Raw genomic sequence first — 18,061 nt, forward strand, 5'->3', positions numbered from 1 at the left:
GCATCATGCAAACCCGTGAAGACATCTTCAACATCCTGCGCGACGCCTTGGTCGAATTGTTCGAGCTCGAGCCTGAGCGTATCAGCCTGGACGCCAACCTTTACCAGGATCTGGAAATCGACAGCATCGACGCCGTGGACCTGATCGATCACATCAAGCGCCAGACAGGCAAGAAGATAGCCGCTGACGAGTTCAAGTCGGTGCGTACCGTCAACGACGTGGTCGAGGCCGTGTTCCGCCTGGTGAACCCGGAGGCATGAAGCGACTGATCGGCGCCGGCCTGCTGATTGCCGGGCTGCTGTATCCGTTCGCCGTGCATTTCGGCATGGCGCACTACGCCCCCTGGCAATTTGGCCTGCTGCTCGGCGGCCTTTGGCTGGCACGTGCGCTCAGCGCCCCTCGTCGGCCCGGCAGCCTGTGGATGGCAATTGCCGCCCTGCTGTTCTGTGGGCTGCTGGGGCTGTCGGACAGCCAGGCACTGCTGCGTTGGTATCCGGTGCTCATCAGTACCTTCATGCTGGGGCTGTTCGGTAGCAGCCTGCTGCACGGCATGCCGGTGGCCGAACGCCTGGCACGCTTGAGCGACCCAGCGCTGCCACCGCGCGCGGTGCGTTATACCCGGCAGGTCACCCAGGCCTGGTGCCTGTTCTTTTTGCTCAACGGCCTGATCGCGGCCGCGCTTACGCTGTGGGCGCCGTTGGCCTGGTGGACGCTCTACAACGGCGTCATCGCCTATGCCGCGATGGGCGTGCTGTTCGCCCTCGAATGGCTGATTAGACAACGTGTGCGAGGACGCTCATGAACTGGATCAACCTCCAACACCTGCTGCTGCCGCTGGATGCGCCGCGCCAGGTGACCCAAGCCCCTGTCCTGGACCATGCCGAACTGAGCCAGCAGGCACTGCGCCTGGCCGGTGGCCTGCGTGCGCGGGGTGTTCGCCGATTGGCGGTGCACCTGGAGGACGCCGCGCAACTGGCCGCTGCCCTGCTCGGTGCATGGCGGGCCGAGGTTGAGGTCTTGCTGCCGGCCGACCTGCAACCGGCCACACGCGAGCGCTGGAATGCCCACGTAGACCTGTGGCTCACGGATCAGGCTGAGGATACGCTGCCCGACGACCTGTTCGACGCGCCCTTGCCACCTGCCGTTCTGGACTTGGCCCGGTGCCGCATCAGCCTGTGTACCTCCGGGTCCAGCGGCGAGCCCAAGCGCATCGACAAGCAGCTCACGCAACTGGCCAGCGAGGTGAACGCGCTGGAGCACTTGTGGGGCAAGGCCCTGGGCCCTGCCTGGATCATCGGCAGCGTCGCCACCCAGCACATCTACGGCCTTTTGTTCCGCGTGCTGTGGCCCTTGTGCGCCGGGCGTGGTTTCGAGCGCCGTCAATTGCCGTTCCCCGAAGACCTGCAACGGGCCAGCCGCGCCCACCCGGCCTTTGCCTGGGTCGCCAGCCCGGCGCTGCTCAAGCGCATGGGGGAAAACCTCGACTGGCCAGCCCTGCAACCGGTGCGCAAGGTGTTCTCGTCGGGCGGTGAGTTGCCCGCCGATGCGGCCGAGCGCCTGCACCAGCGTCTCGGCCAATGGCCGGCAGAGATCCTCGGCAGCTCGGAGACCGGCGGGATCGCCTGGCGCCAGGGGCAGCCCTTGTGGCAGCCGTTTGCCGGGGTACAGGTCAGCCAGAATGAACAGGGCGCGCTGTGCATCGCCTCGCCCTACCTCCCTGCGGGGCATGTGGAACACAGCGCCGACGCTGTCGAATTCTCATCAGATGGGCGCTTTCGCTTGCTGGGGCGACTGGATCGGATCGTCAAACTCGAAGAAAAGCGCATTTCGCTGCCCATGCTCGAACAGGCCTTGTGCACACATCCATGGGTGTCTGAAGCACGCCTTGGCATGATCGAAAACGGCCGGGCCAGCCTCGGCGCCCTGCTGGTGCCGACCCCCGCAGGCTTGCACGCCCTGCGCAACCAGGGGCGGCGGGCCTTGGTCGAGGCCCTGCGCAGCCACCTGGCAGGCCACTGTGAGGCGCTGGCACTCCCCCGCCGCTGGCGCTTGGTGCAGCATTTGCCGCTCAACAGCCAGGGCAAGCTGACCCAGGCTGCGCTGCAGGCATTGCTGCTGGCGCCTCGCAGCATGGCGCCGCATGTGCTGGAGCAGCACCGCGAGGGTGACGAACTCCAGCTCAAGCTCGGCGTGCCCCTGGACCTTGCCTGTTTCCCGGGGCATTTTCCCCGCACGCCCGTGTTGCCCGGTGTGGTCCAGATCGACTGGGCCGTCGCGCTGGCCGCTGAGCTGACCGAGTCGCCGCTGCGCTTTGCAGGCATGGAGGTGCTCAAGTTCCAGCAGTTGGTGCGGCCCGGCGATGAGCTGGCGCTGAGCCTTCGCCTGGACAAGGCCCGCGGTAAGCTTTACTTCGCCTTCACCTGTGCCGGTCAACCGTGCTCGAGCGGCCGGGTTCTGTTGGAGAACGCCTGTGCATAAGCCCTGCGCGGTGATCCCGGTCTACAACCATGAACAGGCCGTTCCGGCGGTCGTGGACGACTTGCTGCGCGCGGGCCTGCCCTGCGTGCTGGTCGACGATGCCAGCGACGCAGGCTGCGCGCAGGTGCTCGCCCGGCTGGCCGAACAGACGAACGTGTTTCTGGTCACCCTGCCCGTCAACCAGGGCAAGGGCGGTGCAGTCATGGCCGGCCTGCGCGAGGCAGCGCGACTGGGCTTCAGTCATGCGTTGCAGGTCGATGCCGATGGCCAGCACGACCTGGGCGATGTGCAGACGTTTCTGGAACATTCGCGTCATGCCCCCCAGGCACTGGTGTGCGGTTATCCACAGTACGATGCCAGTGTGCCCAAAGGGCGGCTGTACGCGCGCTACCTAACCCACGTCTGGGTGTGGATCAACAGCCTGTCGCTGCAGATTCCCGACTCCATGTGCGGGTTTCGGGTCTATCCGCTGCCAGCCACGCTGGCCCTGATCGACACCGTGCGACTTGGCAAGCGCATGGACTTCGACCCGGAAATTCTCGTGCGCCTGGCCTGGCGCAACCAACCAATGCGCTGGCTGCCGACGCGGGTACATTATCCACAGGATGGCCTGTCGCATTTTCGCCTGGTCCACGACAACGCACTGATTTCCAAGATGCACGCCAAGCTGTTCTTCGGCATGCTGGTGCGCGCACCGGCGATCCTCTGGCGTCGGTGGCGGTCATGAGCGAACCGTCGCAGCACTGGGCCGACCACCAGGAGCGGGGCAGCTTCTGGCTGATGAAGCTGACCGCCGCCCTGGTACGGTTGCTAGGCCGCCGCGTGCTCAGCCCATTGATCCACTTGATCGTCGCCTACTTCTTCCTGTTCGGCCGCCGTGCCCGCCGCAGCGCGTGGCAGTACCAGCAACGCTTGCGCCAGTGGAACGCCGGGCAGACGCCTGCCCCTGGCTCATGGCAGGTCTTTCGTCAGTTCATGGCCTTTGCCGAGGCCCTGCTGGACAAGCTTGACGTGTGGAACGGCAAGCTGCGCATCGAGGATATCGAAATCCACGACCCTGCCGGCCTGCGTCAGCAACTGCGCGGCGCACGCGGGCAGATGCTGGTGGGCGCCCACCTGGGCAACCTGGAAGTCTGCCGGGCCCTGGCCGAAATCGGCGAGCAGGTGACCATGAACGTGCTGGTGCACACCCGCCATGCCGAGCGCTTCAACCGCTTGCTGGGCGAGGCGGGCGCCACCAACCTGCGGCTCATCCAGGTCAGCGAGCTGGACCCTGCGGTGATGCTGCAACTATCCGAGCGCCTGGAGCGCGGTGAATGGCTGGCCATCGCGGGTGATCGCGTGCCGCTGCATGGCGGGCGTACCGTCGAGGTGGACTTCCTGGGCCACCGCGCCGCCTTCCCGCAGGGCCCCTGGTTGCTGGCGGGCATGCTCGAATGCCCGCTCAACCTGCTGTTCTGCCTCAAGCACGACGGCCGCTACCACGTCACCCTCGAGCCCTTTGCCGAACGCCTGCAATGGCGACGCGGCCAGCGCGATGAAGTCATCGCCCAGTGGGCCGCCCGCTACGCCGATCGCCTGGGCCACTACTGCACGCGCGCGCCCCTGCAGTGGTTCAATTTCTACCCTTTCTGGAAGACCGATGACGATGCAAGCGCATGAACCTGTCACGTTCGGCGAATCGCCGCTGGCTATCGAAGACGTCGTGGCGCTGGCCGAAGGCCGTGCCACGGCACACCTGCAGGGCGATGCCGCCTACCGCGAGCGCATTGCCCGCGGGGCGCGCTTTCTCGACACCCTGCTCGACAAGGAAGGGGTGATCTACGGCGTGACCACCGGCTACGGCGACTCCTGTGTCGTGGCCGTGCCGCTGGAACACGTCGAGGCGCTGCCACGCCACCTCTACACCTTCCACGGTTGCGGCCTCGGCAAGCTGCTGGACGCCTCGGCCACACGCGCAGTGCTGGCTGCACGCCTGCGTTCGCTCAGCCACGGGGTATCCGGTGTTCGCCTGGAACTGCTCGAGCGCCTGCGCGACTTCATTGCCCACGACGTCCTGCCGCTGATCCCCGAAGAGGGTTCGGTAGGCGCCAGTGGCGACCTCACCCCGCTGTCCTACGTGGCCGCGACGCTCTCGGGCGAGCGCGAGGTGATGTTCCAGGGCCAGCGCCGCCTCAGCGCCGACGTGCACCGCGAACTGGGCTGGCAGCCCCTGGTGCTCAGGCCCAAGGAAGCCCTGGCCCTGATGAACGGCACGGCAGTGATGACCGGCCTTGCGTGCCTGGCGTTTGCCCGCGCCGATTATCTTCTGCACTTGGCAACCCGCATCACCGCACTGAACGTGGTTGCCCTGCAAGGCAACCCCGAGCATTTCGACGAACGCCTGTTCGCCGCCAAGCCACACCCTGGCCAGGCGCAGGTCGCCGCCTGGCTGCGCCAGGACTTGGCGATCGACGCACCCCTGCCGCCCTTGCACCGCCTGCAGGACCGCTATTCGCTGCGCTGCGCGCCGCACGTCCTGGGGGTGCTGGCCGACAGCCTGGGCTGGTTGCGTGGTTTCATCGAGACCGAGCTCAACAGTGCCAACGACAACCCGATCATCGACGGTGATGCCGAGCGCGTGCTGCACGGTGGTCATTTCTACGGCGGGCACATCGCCTTTGCCATGGACAGCCTGAAAACCCTCGTCGCCAACGTGGCCGACCTGCTCGACCGACAACTCGCGCTGGCGGTGGATGTGCGTTACAACCACGGCCTGCCGAGCAACCTGTCGGGCGCACCGGCCGAGCGCGCCATGATCAACCACGGTTTCAAGGCTGTGCAGATCGGGGCCAGCGCCTGGACTGCCGAAGCGCTCAAGCAGACCATGCCCGCCAGCGTGTTTTCGCGCTCCACCGAATGCCACAACCAGGACAAGGTGAGCATGGGCACCATTGCCGCCCGCGATGCCCTGCGGGTCCTGGAGCTGACCGAGCAAGTCGCCGCCGCTGCGTTGCTGGCCGCCAACCAGGGCGTCTGGCTGCGCAGCCAGCAGCCCCAGGCACACGCGCTGCCCCCTGCGCTGGCGCAGATGCACGAGGCGTTGTTGCAGGAGTTCGCGCCGGTCATCGAAGACCGGGCGCTGGAAGGCGAGCTGCGCCACTGCCTGGTGCGCATCGGCCAACGTCACTGGAGGCTGCATGCGTAACCCTGGCGTTTTCCACGTCGACACCGAAGTCATCGTGCCGTTTTTCGATGTCGACAGTATGCATGTGGTCTGGCATGGCCATTATGTGAAGTACCTGGAAGTGGCGCGGTGCGCCCTGCTCGACCGCCTGGCGCACAACTATGTGCAGATGCAGGCCAGCGGCTATGCATGGCCGGTGATCGACCTGCAGCTGCGCTACATGCGCGGCGCCACGTTCGGTCAGCGCCTGGTGGTGCGGGCCAGCCTGGTGGAATGGGAAAACCGCCTGAAGCTGCATTACCTGATCAGCGATGCCGTGACCGGCGAGCGCATGACCCGTGCCAGTACGGTTCAGGTGGCCGTGCACATCGACAGCGGCGAGATGCAGCTGGCCTCGCCGCAGGTCATGCTCGACGCCGTGCAGCAGGTGTTGTCATGAGTGCTGCGCTAAAACGGCTGGCCTGCGTGCTGGCAACGTTGGCGGTGCTGATCGTCAGCCCCTTGAGCGCAGCCTTCGACCTGGACGCCCTGCAACGCCAGCTCAGCGCACCTGCGGTGGTCAAGGGCCCCTTCATTCAGGAAAAACACCTGCGTGCCCTGCCCCAGCCCTTGCTGAGCGAAGGTGAGTTCGTGCTTGCCCGTGATCATGGCCTGCTCTGGATGCTGCATACGCCACTGCGTCAGGACTACCGGATCGACGCCCATGGCATTGCCCGGCGCGACCCGAGCGGCTGGCAAGTGCTGCCGAGCCGCAGCGCCGGTGCACAGCAAAACCAGCTGTTCTTTGCCGTGCTGCAAGGTGACAGCACCGGGCTGCAGCGTGATTTCGAACTGGCCTTGAGCGGCGATTCAACCCAGTGGCAACTGCGTCTGATCCCACGCTCGTTGCTGCTCAAGCAAATCTTCAGCCGCATCGATATCAGCGGCGGGCGTTTTGTGCAGCGCATCGAGCTGAGCGAGACCCAAGGCGACAGCACGGTGTTGCGCCTGCCTGAAAGCACCGGCGCTGCCGAGCTGAGCGACATGGAGCGCAGTGACTTTGCCGACTGAACGCCAGTTGCCGCGCCTGTTCGTCTGCCTGCTGCTGATCATGCTGGCCGTGGCCGGCTGGCAGTGGCACCGCGGCGCGCCCTTGTCCGCCGACTTGATGACGCTGGTACCCGGAGCGACCCAGGATCCGCTGGTGCAACAGGCCGAGCAGCGGATGCAGGAACCGCTGAACCGCGAGTTGCTGCTTCTGGTCGGCCACGCTCAGCGTCAACAGGCAGTGGCGCTGGCACAACGGTTGGCGGAACAGTGGCAGGCCACTGGCCTGTTCGAAAAGGTGCAGTGGAGCCTGGACACCGACCTGCAGGCAGTGCGTGATCAGTTGCTCAAAGGCCGCCTGGCCATGCTGCCGTCATCTGACCGGCAACAATTGCAGCAGGAGCCGGACGCCTTCGTGGCGCAGCGCGTCCAGAGCCTGGTCGATCCCTTCGTAGGGTTCAGCCTCGTGCCAGGCCAGGATGACTGGCTAGGCCTGACCGGGCGTATCCAGAATGCCCAGCCCAAGCCCGCGAACGTGGAACTGGACACCGCCAGCGGTGCCTTGATTGCCCAGGCCGAAGGGGATTATTGGGTGCTGGTGCGCGCGCGCACCCTGGGCAATGCCTTCGACATGCACCTGCCCCTGCAGGTCGCGGACTTGCTGGCCCAGGCGCGTGTGCAGGCAAGCGCTGTCGATGCGCAGTTGCTGGCCGCCAGCGGCCTGCTGCACGCGGCCGCCGGCCAGCAGCAAGCCAGCCGGGAGATCACCTGGGTAGGCGGCGGGGCAACGCTGGGCATCTTGCTGTTGCTATTGCTGGCCCTGCGCAGCGTGCGTGCGCTGCTGGCGTTCCTACCCGTGCTGGTCGGCATGCTGTTCGGTTCAGTGGTGTGCGTGGCGGTGTTCGGCCAGATGCACGTCATGACCCTGGTGCTGGGCTCCAGCCTGATCGGCGTTGCGATCGACTACCCCCTGCACTACCTGACCAAGAGCTGGAGCCTCAAGCCCTGGCAAAGCTGGACGGCCGTGCGCCTGACCCTGCCAGGCATGAGCCTGAGCCTGGCCACCAGTTGCATCGGCTACCTGGCATTGGCCTTCACCCCGTTCCCGGCGCTGACCCAGATTGCCGTTTTCTCCGCCGCTGGCCTGTTCGGCGCCTACCTCAGTGCGGTGTGCCTGGTCCCGGCCCTGCTGAGCAAGGCGCAGCTGCAACCTGCCGATTGGCCAATGCGTATCGCCCAGGCGCTCACCCGCTGGCGTGAGGCATTGCTGCGCAAAGTGCCGAGCGCAGCGCTGTTGGCCCTGCTGCTGTTGTTCTGCGCCAGCGGCCTCTGGCACCTGCAGACCCACAACGACATCCGCCAATGGGTGGGCACGCCGCCGCAACTGTTGCAGCAAGCCCAGGCAGTGGCACGCATCACCGGTTACCAGCCCACCAGCCAGTTCTACCTGGTGCGGGCTGCCGACCAGCAGCAATTGCTCGAACGCACCCAACAGCTTGGGGCCAAGCTCGATGAGTTGGTCGCGCTGGGCAAACTCAAGGGCTACCTGAGCCTCGGACAGCTGGTCGCAACCCCTGCCGAGCAAGCACAGGTGCGCGAGGCCCTGGCCACGCTAACGGCGCATTGGCAGCCGCTGGTGACGCTCGGCGTTCCCCAGGCGGCCTTGGCCGCTGAAGTCGCGCAACTGCGCGCACTGCCACTGCAGCGTATCGACGACGTGCTGGCAGGCCCGTTGGGCGAGGCATGGCGGCCCTTGTGGCTGGGCAGCACAGGTGACGGCGTGGCTGCCATCGTCAGCCTGCAAGGCTTGTCTGACGCCGCCCTGTTGCAGTTGCAGGCGCAGGGCCTGCCCGGTGTACAGCTGGTTGATCGTCTTGGCGAGCTGAACCAGTTGTTCGCCGCCACCCAGGTCAGCGCAGCGGAACTCAAACTGCTTTCGTGTGCGTTGATTCTGATGCTGCTGGCAGTGCCTTTCGGGTTGCGGGGTTCTTTGCGCATCGTTGCCCTGCCGCTGTTGGCTGCTCTGTGCAGCCTGGCGAGCCTCGGCTGGCTGGGCGAGCCGTTGACACTGTTCAGCCTGTTCGGATTGCTGCTGGTGACGGCCATCAGCGTCGACTACGCCATCCTCATGCATGAGCGCATCGGCGGCGCCGCGGTGAGCCTGCTCGGAACCTTGCTGGCTGCGTTGACCACATGGCTGTCGTTCGGCCTGCTGGCCCTGTCCAGTACGCCGGCAGTCAGCAACTTCGGCATGGCGGTAAGCCTGGGCCTGGTGTTCAGCTTCCTGCTGGCGCCTTGGGCAGCGCCTCGCGAGGGAGCGCACGACCGCTCATGATGATCGCCGTCTTCTGGGCGCTGGCGCTGGCGCTCTTCACCCTGGCCAGCAGGCTGGGCAAGCGCCTCGGGCTGATCCCGATCGTCAGCCATCTGTTGCTGGCAACACTGGTACTCCCTGCCTTGATGGGTCTGTGGGTAACGCCGCACTGGCAATTGGAGGGCACTGCGTTAATCGCACCAGCATGGGTAAAAGCCCTCTACGGCGGCAGTTTCGCCTTGTTGCTCGGTCATATCCTGATCGACGTGCTGGCGCTGCGCCCGGACCGACAGGCGCTGAAACTTGCCGTGCCCAGCTTTCTGCTGCCGTTCCTCTGCGGTATCGCCTGCGCGATCTGGGTGATAGGCCTGAGCGGGGTCGGTGCACTGGCACTTGGCCTGGTGTTCGCAATCACCGCCATACCGGTGCTCTACCTCTATCTCCAGGCAATCGACTATCCCCCGTCGGCCAGCCGGCGGTTGTTGCAGGCTGCCATCTTGATCGACCTGGCGTGCTGGCTATTGCTAGGTGTGGGCCAAGGCAGCCTCGATCCCGGCACACTGGCCTTGCCGATGTTGGCGGCGCTGCTGCCATGGCCGTTGCACGCGCTGGGTCTGCGCGCGCCTTCGCTGTATGGCGCGTTGTTCCTGGTGCTGCTGTTCATTGCCGAACACTACAAGCTCAACGCACTGATCCTGGGGGTTGGCTACCTGGCGTGCCTGGCCTGGCTCAAGGTCGCGGCGGCATTGCCGCTGCCAGAGCGGTACAACCGCCGCGTGCAACAGGGCTTGGCGGTCCCCATGATCCTGACCTACGGCGTGGTGCAGATCGATGCCCACCAGGCCCTGGGGCAGTTGGACGCGTGGCAGCTAGTCGCCTTGCTGGTGCTTCCGATCGCCAGCAAGTTGCTGGGCAACTGGCTGGGCCTGTGCTGGGCTGCTGCGTCGCCCGGCGCTGACGGCAAATGGCGCGAAAGCCTGCTGCTGAACATTCGCGGCCTCAGTGAAATCGTTTTTCTCAACCTGCTGCTGTCCCAGCAGTTGATTACCCCAGCGGTGTACTTCGCGCTCATGCTGATGAGCCTGGTCGCCACTCTGATGCCGGCGCTGGCCGGCCTTCATCGCCTTCCGCTCAACACAGAACCCATGGCAAGGAGCCCGCATGCCAACCCTTGAAACCCAACAACGCCAGGTCCTGGTCATCGGCGCCGGGCCTTCCGGTGCCATCGCGGCGGCCTTGCTCAAGCGCAGCGGGCACGACGTGCTGGTGATCGAGCGTCAGCGCTTCCCGCGCTTTTCCATCGGCGAAAGCCTGCTGGCGCACTGCCTGGACTTCGTCGAAGAGGCGGGCATGCTGGATGCCGTGCAGGCGGCAGGTTTCCAATACAAGAATGGTGCTGCTTTCGCATGGGGCGACGAATACACCGCCTTCGACTTCGGGCAGACCTTCACGCCAGGCAAGACCAGCACCTTCCAGGTGCAGCGTGCTCGCTTCGACCAAATACTGGCCGACCAGGCCCAAGCGCAGGGCGTGGAGATCCGCTACGAGCATGAGGTGGTCAGCGCCGACATGGGCGGGCTACAGCCACAGGTGCGTGTGCGCCGGCCTGATGGCAGCGAGTACGTGCTCCAGGCACAGTTCGTCCTGGATGCCAGTGGCTATGGCCGCGTGCTGCCGCGTCTGCTGGACCTTGAAGCCCCGTCCGCCTTCCCAGTACGCAAGGCGGTCTTCACGCACATCGAAGACCGCATCGACCACCCCGGCTTCGACCGCGACAAGATCCTCATCACCACCCACCCCGAGCACCGTGACATCTGGTTCTGGACCATCCCCTTCAGTGATGGCCGCACCTCGTTGGGGGTAGTGGCTGCCGCTGAGCGCTTTGCCACTGCCCCTGACGACCTCGATGCGTGCCTGAAGCACTTCGTGGCGCAAGCGCCCGCCCTGGCCAAGGTGCTGGCCAATGCAGTCTGGGACACCCCGGCTCGCACCATCGGCGGCTACTCGGCCAACGTGAAAGCCCTGCATGGGCCGGGTTATGCGCTGCTGGGCAATGCCGCAGAGTTCCTCGACCCGGTGTTCTCCTCCGGGGTCACCATCGCCATGCGCTCTGCCAGCATGGCTGCAGGCCTGCTGCATCGCCAACTGCAAGGGGAGGCAGTGGACTGGCAGAGCGCATTTGCCGAGCCGCTGCAGCGTGGCGTCGACACCTTCCGTGTCTACGTGGAGGGCTGGTACGACGGCAGCTTCCAGGATGTGATCTATCACCCCGGCAGCTCACCGGAGATTCGCGCCATGATCAGCTCCATACTGGCCGGGTATGCCTGGGATACACGTAACCCGTTCGTCGCCGAGCCTCGGCGCCGGCTGCGTACCCTGGCTGAACTGTGCGCAAGGGACACCCCATGACCCAGCGCCCGTTCCTGAGCGAGACTTACGTGGAAGAAACCCGCATCGGGTTTCGCTTCCTGAGCAGCCACACCTGGCAGCATCACGTGCTGCGGGTGGCGATCGATGACCTCGCCCGACTCTTCGCAGGCGCCCTTCCCCAGGCGCCGGTTCTGCTCGATGCCGGCTGCGGGCAGGGCAAGTCGTTCAAACACCTGCAGCGGGTATTCGCCCCCTCCAGGCTGCTGGGCACCGACGCCGATCCGCACAGCCTCGACCTCAGCGCAGCCGAGGCCAAGCGGCTGGGCATCGAGGTGGAATTGTCTGGCGGTGACTGCGCCAGCCTGCCCTACCCCGATGCCAGCATCGATGTGCTGTTCTGCCATCAGACCTTTCATCACCTGGTCGAACAGGAAAAGGCCCTGGCCGAGTTCTACCGCGTACTCAGACCGGGCGGCTACCTGCTGTTCGCAGAATCCACCCAAGCCTATATCGATACCTGGGTGATTCGCTGGTTCTTCCGTCACCCCATGCACGTGCAGAAAAGCGCCGAAGGTTATCTGCACATGCTGCGCATGCAGGGGTTCGCGTTCGGGTCCGACAACGTGTCCTATCCCTACCTGTGGTGGAGCCGGGCCAAGGACTTCGGCCTGCTGGAGCGTCTGGGCCTGCGCAAGCCACCTCCCGTTGGCGAACGCGATGAAACGCTGGTCAATGTCGTGGCTCGCAAGCCCTTGGAGCACGCATGAAAACCTGGATGGCGCTAGTCCTTTGCCTGATGCTCGGTGCCTGCGCCGCCAGGGCCCCGCTGCCCGCATCCCCCCCGGCGCTTGCCCTGCCGCAGCAACTGCATGTGGAGCGTACCCAGGCCGGTCAGCGCCAGGACTGGCTGCTGGTGATCCAGGACGAGGGTGGCCGCCTGCGCTGGTCGCTGCTCGACCTGCTGGGTATTCCCCAGGCGCGACAAGTGCTGGACGGCCAGCAGTGGCAGGCCGACGGCTTGCTGCCACCCGACCCGGCGGCCCGCGAGTTGTTCGCCGCCGTGCTGTTCGCCCTCACGCCACAGGACCAGTTGGCCCGGTCGTATCCCCAGGCCCGGCAGGAGCAGGGGCAGCGTTGGCTGGGCAAGCGCTGGCGAGTGACCTACCGCACGGCCCACGCCTTCGACTTGCACTTGGACCAAGGCCTGCGCTATGTAGTCGACCCCCTGCCCCGTGAGCACACACCATGACCGCCTACCTCAATGCCCTGGGCCTGATCTGCGCCCTTGGCCATGGCCAGGCCGAGGTCGCCGCACGCCTGTTCGCCGGCGACTGCTCAGGAATGCGGCCGGCCGCAGGCTGGATCCCCGAGCGCCAGCCTCCGGTGGGAGCCGTGATGCAGCCACTGCCAGCCGTCCCCTTGCCGGAGCAGCACAGTCGCAACAACCAGCTGCTGTACGCCGCCGCGTTGCAGATAGAGCCCGCCCTGCGCCAGGCGATCGCACAATACGGCGCCCACCGTGTTGGGGTGGTCCTGGGCACCAGCACTTCGGGCATCGCCGAAGGCAGTGCCGCCATTGGCCACTTCCTGGCGGGCGGCCACTTCCCGGCCGATTATCACTATGACCAGCAAGTGTTGAGCGCGCCGGCCGACTTTCTCGCCGACTGGCTGCAACTCGGCGGCCCGGCCTATGTGATTTCAACCGCGTGTACCTCCAGCGGCCGAGCACTGCTGAGCGCTCGGCGCCTGCTGGACCTGGGCGTGTGCGATGCAGTGCTGTGCGGCGGCGTGGATAGCCTCTGTCACCTCACGCTCAATGGGTTCAGCGCTCTGGAAGCGATCAGCGAGCACCGCTGCAATCCGCTCTCGGCCAACCGCGACGGCATCAATATCGGCGAGGCCGCCGCCTTGTTCTTGATGACCCGCACACCCGAAGCGCAAGGCGAGCGCATCGCCTTGCTCGGCGCGGGCGCCAGTTCCGACGCGCACCACATCTCCGCGCCCGACCCAACTGGCGCCGGTGCCTTGCAGTGCATGGGCAAAGCGCTGGACAATGCGGGGCTTGAGCCCGCGCACATCCATTACCTGAACCTGCACGGCACCGCCACGCCCCATAATGACGCCATGGAAAGCCTGGCCGTCGATACCCTGTTCGGCGCCGGCCTGCCCTGCTCATCCAGCAAGCCGATGACGGGCCACACCCTGGGCGCTGCCGGTGCGCTCGAGGCAGCGTTCTGCTGGCTGAGCCTGAGCAGGCACAACCCGTTGGGTTTGCTGCCGCCGCACGTGTGGGACGGTCAGCCCGACCCTGCCCTGCCTGAACTGACCCTGGTCGACGGCAGCCAGCGCCTGGCAACCCATGGCCCACGCCGACTGATGAGCAACTCGTTCGCCTTCGGCGGCAACAACGTCAGCCTGATTCTTGGAGACACCGCATGATCACCTGGCCCCTGGCCGAGCTGCTGCCCCATGCTGGCGACATGATCCTGATCGATCACATCGAGCATTGTGACGAGGAGCAGATCAGCACCCGCACCACCGTACGGCCCGGCGCACTGTTCAATCGCGCCGATGGCAGCCTGCCGGCCTGGTTCGGCATCGAATTGATGGCCCAGAGCGTGGCCGCCTATGCCGGCTGTCGGGCACGGCGCAATGGGCAAGCCGTCGAGCTGGGTTTCCTGCTCGGTGCCCGCAAGTACTCGTGCGATGTCGAGTCTTTTCCGGCCGGCGCCCAATTGCATGTGCACGCCCAGCGTTCGCTCGAAGACGAGAACGGCATGGGCGTTTTCGAATGTCACCTGCGCGGCCCCGGCATCCACGCCACCGCCCGCCTGAATGTGTACCGCCCGCCGCAAGCGGCCAGCTACCTGGCCGAAGCGGGCCCTGAGGAGCCCCTGTCATGACTGATACCATTCTGGTGACCGGTTCGAGCCGTGGAATCGGCCGCGCCATCGCCCTGCGCTTGGCCCGCTCGGGCTACGACCTGGTGCTGCATTGCCGCAGCGGCCGGGCCGACGCCGACGCGGTGGCCGATCAAGTGCGCGCGTTGGGGCAGCAGGCGCGGGTATTGCAGTTCGACATCGGCGAACGTGCCGCCTGCCGCACAGCGCTCGAAGCCGACGTGGAGGCCCACGGCGCCTATTACGGCGTGGTGTGCAATGCCGGCCTGACCCGCGACGGCGCTTTCCCGGCGCTGACCGACGAGGATTGGGACCAGGTGCTGCGGACCAACCTGGACGGTTTCTACAATGTGCTGCAGCCGCTGACGATGCCCATGATCCGCCGCCGTGCGCCGGGTCGCATCGTCTGCATCACCTCGGTTTCGGGGCTCATCGGCAACCGCGGGCAGGTCAACTACAGCGCGTCGAAGGCGGGCCTGATCGGGGCGGCCAAGGCCCTGGCAATCGAATTGGGCAAGCGGCGCATCACCGTCAACTGCGTAGCGCCCGGGCTGATCGACACCGCCATGCTCGACGAACATGTGCCGGTAGACGAACTGATGAAGATGATCCCTGCCGGGCGCATGGGCACCGCTGAAGAGGTAGCGGGCGCCGTCAACTTCCTCATGTCGCCGGAGGCCAGCTACATTACCCGCCAGGTGCTGGCGGTCAACGGGGGGCTGTGCTGATGCGTCGCGTGGTCGTCACCGGCATGGCCGGCATCACCTCGCTGGGCAACGACTGGGCAACCATTGCCGGTCATTTCGCCAGCCAACGCAGTGGTATCCGCCGCATGGACGAGTGGGACCGCTTCGAGGAAATGAACACGCGCCTGGCAGGGCCCATCGATGATTTCAAGGTCCCGGCGCACTGGACGCGCAAGCAGCTTCGCAGCATGGGCCGGGTGTCCCGCCTGGCCGTTGGCGCCGCCGAACAGGCCCTTGCCGATGCAGGCCTGCTCGGCGACCCGAGCATTCGCGACGGCCGCATGGGCGTGGCCTGCGGCTCGTCCACCGGCAGCACCGACGAGATCAAGGCGTTCGGCAACATGCTGCTCAACTCGGTGGCCGACGGGCTCAATGCCAACTCCTATGTGCGCATGATGCCGCACACGACCGCCGCCAACATCAGCATTTTCTTCGGCCTGACCGGGCGCCTGATCCCCACGTCCAGTGCCTGCACCAGCGGCAGCCAAGGCATCGGTTATGCCTACGAAGCCATCAAGTACGGCCGCTTGCCGATGATGCTGGCCGGCGGTGCCGAAGAGCTGTGCCCGACCGAGGCCATGGTCTTCGATGCGCTCTATGCCACCAGCCTCAAGAACGACACACCGCACCTCAGCCCGCGCCCCTACGACTGCGGCAGGGATGGCCTGGTGATCGGCGAAGGTGCCGGCATGCTGGTGCTCGAAGCGCTTGAGCATGCACAGGCGCGGGGCGCGAAGATTCATGCCGAGATCATCGGTTTCGGCAGCAATGCCGACGGTCAGCACACGACCCGGCCTGAACAGTCGACCATGCGCAGGGCCATGGAGCTGGCGCTCGAAGACGCAGGCCTGGCCCCGGAGGCGATTGGCTATGTGAACGGCCATGGCACCGCCACCGAGCAAGGCGACATCGCCGAAACCCTGGCCACCAGCGGCCTGTTCGGCCCACGCATGCCCATCAGTTCGCAGAAGAGCTTCCTGGGCCATACGCTGGGGGCGTGCGGTGCACTGGAGTCCTGGTTCAGCATCGAGATGATGAACAGCGACCGCTATGTGCACACGCTGAACCTGGACGCGGTAGACCCTCGCTGCGGCGAACTGGATTACCTGCGGGGTGAGTTTCGCCATATGAACCATGGGTTTGTGATGAACAACAATTTTGCCTTTGGCGGGGTCAACACATCGCTGATCTTCCGCCGCTGGCCCTGACCCTCGATAGGAGCGCAAGGAATGTCCTCACTGCTACGCGCCGCTGCACTAGGGCTGGTACTGGCCGGCATTGCCGGCTGTACCTCCAAACCGGTGCTCAACCCCTCGGAACAATTGGCTGCTGCCACCCCTTACACCCAGCAGCAGGTCCAGCAGGCGATCCTCAAGGCCATCGTCGAGCGTGGCTGGACGGCCCGGTCGGTCGGCGCTTCGGTCATTCAGGCTGACATCACCGTGCGCAATACCTTCTACGCCGCCGTGGACATCCACTACAGCGCCAGCCAGTTCCGCATCGATTATCGCGACAGCCGCGAACTGGGGTATGACGGCGGCAAGATCCACCGTAACTACAACCGCTGGGTCTACAACCTGGACCGCAGCATCGTGCGCCAGCTCAACGCACTGTCCGCCGATCAGCTTCTGCAACGCAGCAACGCCTCATCCAACCACTGACCAAGGAAGAACCCGATGCGCTTGAAAACCCTGACCGCCGCTACCGCCCTGCTGCTGGCTGCCCTGCCCGGCCTGAGCCAGGCCCGCGACACGGCGTTGTACCTGCCGTTCGAAAAGGTGGTGCAGCAGATGCTTGCCGAGAAGAAGCTCGATGGCTCGGTCAAATTCTACCTGGCCGGCGTAAAGCCGCGCGGCAAGGTCACCGTGATCAGCCCCAACTCGGTCACCAACAAGAAAACCAACGCCTTCAACAAGAGTGACGAGGCTGCCTGCGAGTGGGCCCTGCAGTCCGCGTTGCTGACCTTGCAGGACGCTGCCCGCAAGGCCAACGCCAATGCGGTGACGAACATCGCCAGCTACTACAAGCGCAACGAACGCAAGGACGCTTCCACTTACGAATGCCACGCCGGTGCAGTGATTGCCGGTGTTGCGCTCAAGGGTGACCTGGCCCGCGTCAACTGATGATCCGCTCTGCTCAACGGTCAGGTTTCACCCCTGAACCTGCCCGGTGAGCAGCTCGGCAAACGCCTGAGCCATCGCTGACCTGCGGGACTGGCGCTGTACCAGCCAGACCGCCGAGGTGGCCTGCTCGTCCAGCAAGGTGCGATACACCACGCCCTCAATGCGCATGCGCTGATAGGACGCCGGCAGCACCGACACCCCAAGCCCCGCCGACACCAGGCCGATGATGGTCATGGCCTCCCCTGCCTCCTGCGCAAAGTGGGGACTGAAACCCGCCTGGCGCGCCAGCTCCAGTAACTGCGCGTACAAACCACTGCCGTAGCTACGCGGAAAGAACACGAAGGGCTCGTGGGCCAACGCTGCCAGGTGCACACCCTGTTCGGCGCCGTTGGCCAGCGCATGAGAGGCGTTGATCACTGCCACCAAGGGCTCACGAAACAGCTCGGTCGCCACCAGGCCGTCTGCCAGCGGCATGGGCCGCATTAGCCCCACTTCGATGGACTCGTCGAATACGCCCTGCGCCACTTCGCGGCTGCTCATTTCCATGAGGTTCAGGTGCACGGCAGGAAAGCGCTGCCGGAATGCATGAATCGCCTTGGGAATTTTCGATGTGAACGGTGCCGAGGAGGTGAAGCCGATCTTCATCTCACCCAGTTCGCCCAACTGTGCGCGCCGGGCGACATCGGCGGCCTTTTCGACCTGCGCCAGCACCTGGCGAGCCTCTTCCAGAAACAGTCGCCCGGCCTCGCTGAGCTCGACACGGCGGTTGGTCCGCTCGAACAGCCGCGCCCCGAGTTCTTGCTCGAGCGCCAGAATCTGCTGGCTAAGCGGCGGCTGCGAAATGCCCAGGTGCTGAGCCGCCCGGCCGAAGTGCAATTCTTCGGCAACCGCGACGAAATAGCGTAAATGGCGCAGCTCCATCACCCACCCCTCATAGG

At 65.6% G+C, this 18,061-nt stretch carries 20 protein-coding genes; 19 read left to right on the forward strand and 1 reads right to left on the reverse strand.

What is annotated here, in order from left to right:
* The first annotated feature begins 5 nt into the window (after positions 1 to 5).
* The 19 genes from MOP87_RS19485 to MOP87_RS19575 are packed head-to-tail and all read left to right on the forward strand — an operon-like array spanning position 6 to position 17,123.
* Positions 6 to 260, forward strand: coding sequence for an acyl carrier protein (locus MOP87_RS19485; protein ID WP_027913536.1), 255 nt, complete (start codon positions 6 to 8; stop codon positions 258 to 260).
* Complete coding sequence (locus tag MOP87_RS19490; protein ID WP_028686671.1) at positions 257 to 802, forward strand: membrane protein; 546 nt, start codon at positions 257 to 259, stop codon at positions 800 to 802. The genes MOP87_RS19485 and MOP87_RS19490 overlap by 4 nt, the downstream gene beginning before the upstream one ends.
* A complete protein-coding gene (locus MOP87_RS19495; protein WP_027913534.1) occupies positions 799 to 2,478 on the forward strand; it encodes an AMP-binding protein in 1,680 nt (559 codons plus the stop codon). The genes MOP87_RS19490 and MOP87_RS19495 overlap by 4 nt, the downstream gene beginning before the upstream one ends.
* Positions 2,471 to 3,205, forward strand: a complete 735-nt coding sequence (locus MOP87_RS19500) for a glycosyltransferase family 2 protein (RefSeq protein ID WP_027913533.1) — start codon at positions 2,471 to 2,473, stop codon at positions 3,203 to 3,205. The genes MOP87_RS19495 and MOP87_RS19500 overlap by 8 nt, the downstream gene beginning before the upstream one ends.
* The gene (locus tag MOP87_RS19505) at positions 3,202 to 4,140 is read left to right on the forward strand and encodes a glycosyl transferase (protein ID WP_049695324.1); all 939 of its coding nucleotides are present in this window, start codon (positions 3,202 to 3,204) and stop codon (positions 4,138 to 4,140) included. Before MOP87_RS19500 ends, MOP87_RS19505 begins: the two co-directional genes overlap by 4 nt.
* Entirely contained in the window at positions 4,127 to 5,665 is a 1,539-nt protein-coding gene (locus MOP87_RS19510; protein ID WP_027913531.1) for an aromatic amino acid ammonia-lyase, read from the forward strand. Before MOP87_RS19505 ends, MOP87_RS19510 begins: the two co-directional genes overlap by 14 nt.
* A complete protein-coding gene (locus tag MOP87_RS19515) occupies positions 5,658 to 6,083 on the forward strand; it encodes an acyl-CoA thioesterase (RefSeq protein WP_027913530.1) in 426 nt (141 codons plus the stop codon). Before MOP87_RS19510 ends, MOP87_RS19515 begins: the two co-directional genes overlap by 8 nt.
* Positions 6,080 to 6,694, forward strand: a complete 615-nt coding sequence (locus tag MOP87_RS19520; RefSeq protein WP_242809906.1) for an outer membrane lipoprotein carrier protein LolA — start codon at positions 6,080 to 6,082, stop codon at positions 6,692 to 6,694. Before MOP87_RS19515 ends, MOP87_RS19520 begins: the two co-directional genes overlap by 4 nt.
* Positions 6,684 to 9,005, forward strand: coding sequence for a hypothetical protein (locus MOP87_RS19525; protein ID WP_242810559.1), 2,322 nt, complete (start codon positions 6,684 to 6,686; stop codon positions 9,003 to 9,005). The genes MOP87_RS19520 and MOP87_RS19525 overlap by 11 nt, the downstream gene beginning before the upstream one ends.
* On the forward strand, positions 9,002 to 10,159 hold the full coding sequence (locus MOP87_RS19530; RefSeq protein WP_242809907.1) for a sodium:proton antiporter: 1,158 nt from the start codon (positions 9,002 to 9,004) through the stop codon (positions 10,157 to 10,159). Before MOP87_RS19525 ends, MOP87_RS19530 begins: the two co-directional genes overlap by 4 nt.
* Positions 10,146 to 11,393 carry an NAD(P)/FAD-dependent oxidoreductase gene (locus MOP87_RS19535; protein ID WP_027913526.1) on the forward strand — a complete coding sequence of 416 codons (1,248 nt, stop codon included), beginning with the start codon at positions 10,146 to 10,148 and terminating at the stop codon, positions 11,391 to 11,393. The genes MOP87_RS19530 and MOP87_RS19535 overlap by 14 nt, the downstream gene beginning before the upstream one ends.
* Complete coding sequence (locus MOP87_RS19540; protein WP_028686677.1) at positions 11,390 to 12,121, forward strand: class I SAM-dependent methyltransferase; 732 nt, start codon at positions 11,390 to 11,392, stop codon at positions 12,119 to 12,121. Before MOP87_RS19535 ends, MOP87_RS19540 begins: the two co-directional genes overlap by 4 nt.
* The gene (locus tag MOP87_RS19545) at positions 12,118 to 12,603 is read left to right on the forward strand and encodes a hypothetical protein (protein WP_088522835.1); all 486 of its coding nucleotides are present in this window, start codon (positions 12,118 to 12,120) and stop codon (positions 12,601 to 12,603) included. Before MOP87_RS19540 ends, MOP87_RS19545 begins: the two co-directional genes overlap by 4 nt.
* Positions 12,600 to 13,793 (forward strand): beta-ketoacyl-[acyl-carrier-protein] synthase family protein, encoded by a 1,194-nt coding sequence (locus MOP87_RS19550; RefSeq protein WP_027913523.1) that lies wholly within the window; start codon positions 12,600 to 12,602, stop codon positions 13,791 to 13,793. The genes MOP87_RS19545 and MOP87_RS19550 overlap by 4 nt, the downstream gene beginning before the upstream one ends.
* Positions 13,790 to 14,257 (forward strand): hotdog family protein, encoded by a 468-nt coding sequence (locus tag MOP87_RS19555; protein ID WP_027913522.1) that lies wholly within the window; start codon positions 13,790 to 13,792, stop codon positions 14,255 to 14,257. Before MOP87_RS19550 ends, MOP87_RS19555 begins: the two co-directional genes overlap by 4 nt.
* Complete coding sequence (fabG, locus tag MOP87_RS19560; protein ID WP_027913521.1) at positions 14,254 to 14,982, forward strand: 3-oxoacyl-ACP reductase FabG; 729 nt, start codon at positions 14,254 to 14,256, stop codon at positions 14,980 to 14,982. The genes MOP87_RS19555 and fabG overlap by 4 nt, the downstream gene beginning before the upstream one ends.
* Positions 14,982 to 16,208 (forward strand): beta-ketoacyl-ACP synthase, encoded by a 1,227-nt coding sequence (locus MOP87_RS19565; protein ID WP_027913520.1) that lies wholly within the window; start codon positions 14,982 to 14,984, stop codon positions 16,206 to 16,208. The genes fabG and MOP87_RS19565 overlap by 1 nt, the downstream gene beginning before the upstream one ends.
* 21 nt (positions 16,209 to 16,229) lie before the next feature.
* Positions 16,230 to 16,661: a hypothetical protein gene (locus MOP87_RS19570; protein ID WP_027913519.1), complete on the forward strand. Its 432-nt coding sequence runs from the start codon at positions 16,230 to 16,232 to the stop codon at positions 16,659 to 16,661.
* 15 nt (positions 16,662 to 16,676) lie between these two features.
* Entirely contained in the window at positions 16,677 to 17,123 is a 447-nt protein-coding gene (locus MOP87_RS19575) for a hypothetical protein (RefSeq protein WP_027913518.1), read from the forward strand.
* Positions 17,124 to 17,150: 27 nt separating this feature from the next.
* On the opposite strand, the gene MOP87_RS19580 is transcribed toward MOP87_RS19575, so the two are convergent.
* Positions 17,151 to 18,044 (reverse strand): LysR family transcriptional regulator, encoded by an 894-nt coding sequence (locus MOP87_RS19580; RefSeq protein WP_027913517.1) that lies wholly within the window; start codon positions 18,042 to 18,044, stop codon positions 17,151 to 17,153.
* Between the last annotated feature and the right edge of the window lie 17 nt (positions 18,045 to 18,061).

It is taken from the genome of Pseudomonas sp. I3-I5 (assembly GCF_022699445.1).
Classification (GTDB): domain Bacteria; phylum Pseudomonadota; class Gammaproteobacteria; order Pseudomonadales; family Pseudomonadaceae; genus Aquipseudomonas; species Aquipseudomonas fulva.

What these genes read in the sequence shown, in the direction of transcription:
- MOP87_RS19485 (WP_027913536.1), top strand. Translation starts at nt 6, where the DNA reads ATGCAAACCCGTGAAGACATCTTCAACATCCTGCGCGACGCCTTGGTC.
- MOP87_RS19490 (WP_028686671.1), top strand. Translation starts at nt 257, where the DNA reads ATGAAGCGACTGATCGGCGCCGGCCTGCTGATTGCCGGGCTGCTGTAT.
- MOP87_RS19495 (WP_027913534.1), top strand. Translation starts at nt 799, where the DNA reads ATGAACTGGATCAACCTCCAACACCTGCTGCTGCCGCTGGATGCGCCG.
- MOP87_RS19505 (WP_049695324.1), top strand. Translation starts at nt 3,202, where the DNA reads ATGAGCGAACCGTCGCAGCACTGGGCCGACCACCAGGAGCGGGGCAGC.
- MOP87_RS19510 (WP_027913531.1), top strand. Translation starts at nt 4,127, where the DNA reads ATGCAAGCGCATGAACCTGTCACGTTCGGCGAATCGCCGCTGGCTATC.
- MOP87_RS19515 (WP_027913530.1), top strand. Translation starts at nt 5,658, where the DNA reads ATGCGTAACCCTGGCGTTTTCCACGTCGACACCGAAGTCATCGTGCCG.
- MOP87_RS19520 (WP_242809906.1), top strand. Translation starts at nt 6,080, where the DNA reads ATGAGTGCTGCGCTAAAACGGCTGGCCTGCGTGCTGGCAACGTTGGCG.
- MOP87_RS19530 (WP_242809907.1), top strand. Translation starts at nt 9,002, where the DNA reads ATGATGATCGCCGTCTTCTGGGCGCTGGCGCTGGCGCTCTTCACCCTG.
- MOP87_RS19535 (WP_027913526.1), top strand. Translation starts at nt 10,146, where the DNA reads ATGCCAACCCTTGAAACCCAACAACGCCAGGTCCTGGTCATCGGCGCC.
- MOP87_RS19540 (WP_028686677.1), top strand. Translation starts at nt 11,390, where the DNA reads ATGACCCAGCGCCCGTTCCTGAGCGAGACTTACGTGGAAGAAACCCGC.
- MOP87_RS19545 (WP_088522835.1), top strand. Translation starts at nt 12,118, where the DNA reads ATGAAAACCTGGATGGCGCTAGTCCTTTGCCTGATGCTCGGTGCCTGC.
- MOP87_RS19550 (WP_027913523.1), top strand. Translation starts at nt 12,600, where the DNA reads ATGACCGCCTACCTCAATGCCCTGGGCCTGATCTGCGCCCTTGGCCAT.
- MOP87_RS19555 (WP_027913522.1), top strand. Translation starts at nt 13,790, where the DNA reads ATGATCACCTGGCCCCTGGCCGAGCTGCTGCCCCATGCTGGCGACATG.
- fabG (WP_027913521.1), top strand. Translation starts at nt 14,254, where the DNA reads ATGACTGATACCATTCTGGTGACCGGTTCGAGCCGTGGAATCGGCCGC.
- MOP87_RS19565 (WP_027913520.1), top strand. Translation starts at nt 14,982, where the DNA reads ATGCGTCGCGTGGTCGTCACCGGCATGGCCGGCATCACCTCGCTGGGC.
- MOP87_RS19570 (WP_027913519.1), top strand. Translation starts at nt 16,230, where the DNA reads ATGTCCTCACTGCTACGCGCCGCTGCACTAGGGCTGGTACTGGCCGGC.
- MOP87_RS19575 (WP_027913518.1), top strand. Translation starts at nt 16,677, where the DNA reads ATGCGCTTGAAAACCCTGACCGCCGCTACCGCCCTGCTGCTGGCTGCC.
- MOP87_RS19580 (WP_027913517.1), bottom strand. Translation starts at nt 18,044, where the DNA reads ATGGAGCTGCGCCATTTACGCTATTTCGTCGCGGTTGCCGAAGAATTG.